Origin of the sequence: Arcobacter sp. (assembly GCF_050300555.1) — a bacterium.
Taxonomy (GTDB): domain Bacteria; phylum Campylobacterota; class Campylobacteria; order Campylobacterales; family Arcobacteraceae; genus Arcobacter.
In genome coordinates, this window is the sequence record NZ_JBNKXY010000227.1 from 1 (window position 1) to 611 (window position 611).

General features: G+C 40.3%; 1 protein-coding gene. It reads left to right on the top strand.

What is annotated here, in order from left to right; translation table 11 throughout:
* Positions 1–211, top strand: a 211-nt coding sequence (locus ACQY5W_RS13320; RefSeq protein WP_428025455.1) for a hypothetical protein, incomplete at its 5' end; no start/stop codon positions are given.
* Positions 212–611 lie beyond the last annotated feature (400 nt).

Sequence of the window (611 nt, forward strand, 5' to 3'; positions counted from 1 at the left end):
TGGAAGTAGTGACGATGCTGGCCCCGTCAGCCCCTTCAAATTTTCCAGAGTCATGCGTTGGTTGAAGTGTCCCATTTGCCTCAACTATTTGTATGAGCATAAGAATGGTTTGCTCTTCCAAATTGAAAGCTTCATCAAGGATGCAATATCACCGCCCGACGTGGTCGAACAATATCTCCATCGTTCTAGGTTGCTCGATATGCAACCATGAGTGATCCATGAGGATCATGAACTTGATATATAATGTCTTCTGGTACTGACTTTTGATGTATGGTGGATAAACAATGTATGGTGATCATGAACATTGTATGGTAGAAGAACTTGTAGATGTATGATGCCTTTTGGTACTTACTTTTGATGTATAGTGGATGAACTATGTATGATGGATAATGGTTGTATATATGTTTAGCTTTTGGTACTGAATTTTGATGGATAATGCTTGTCTATATATATGTTTAGCTTTTGGTACTGACTTTTGATGGAAGATGATTGTATATATGTTTAACTTTTGCTCCTGGATTTTGTTGGATCACAGTAGCAATGGGCTAGAGTGCGTCACCGCGCCCGTTGCTACTGAGATCACAGTAGCAACGGCACATGACATCACTGCC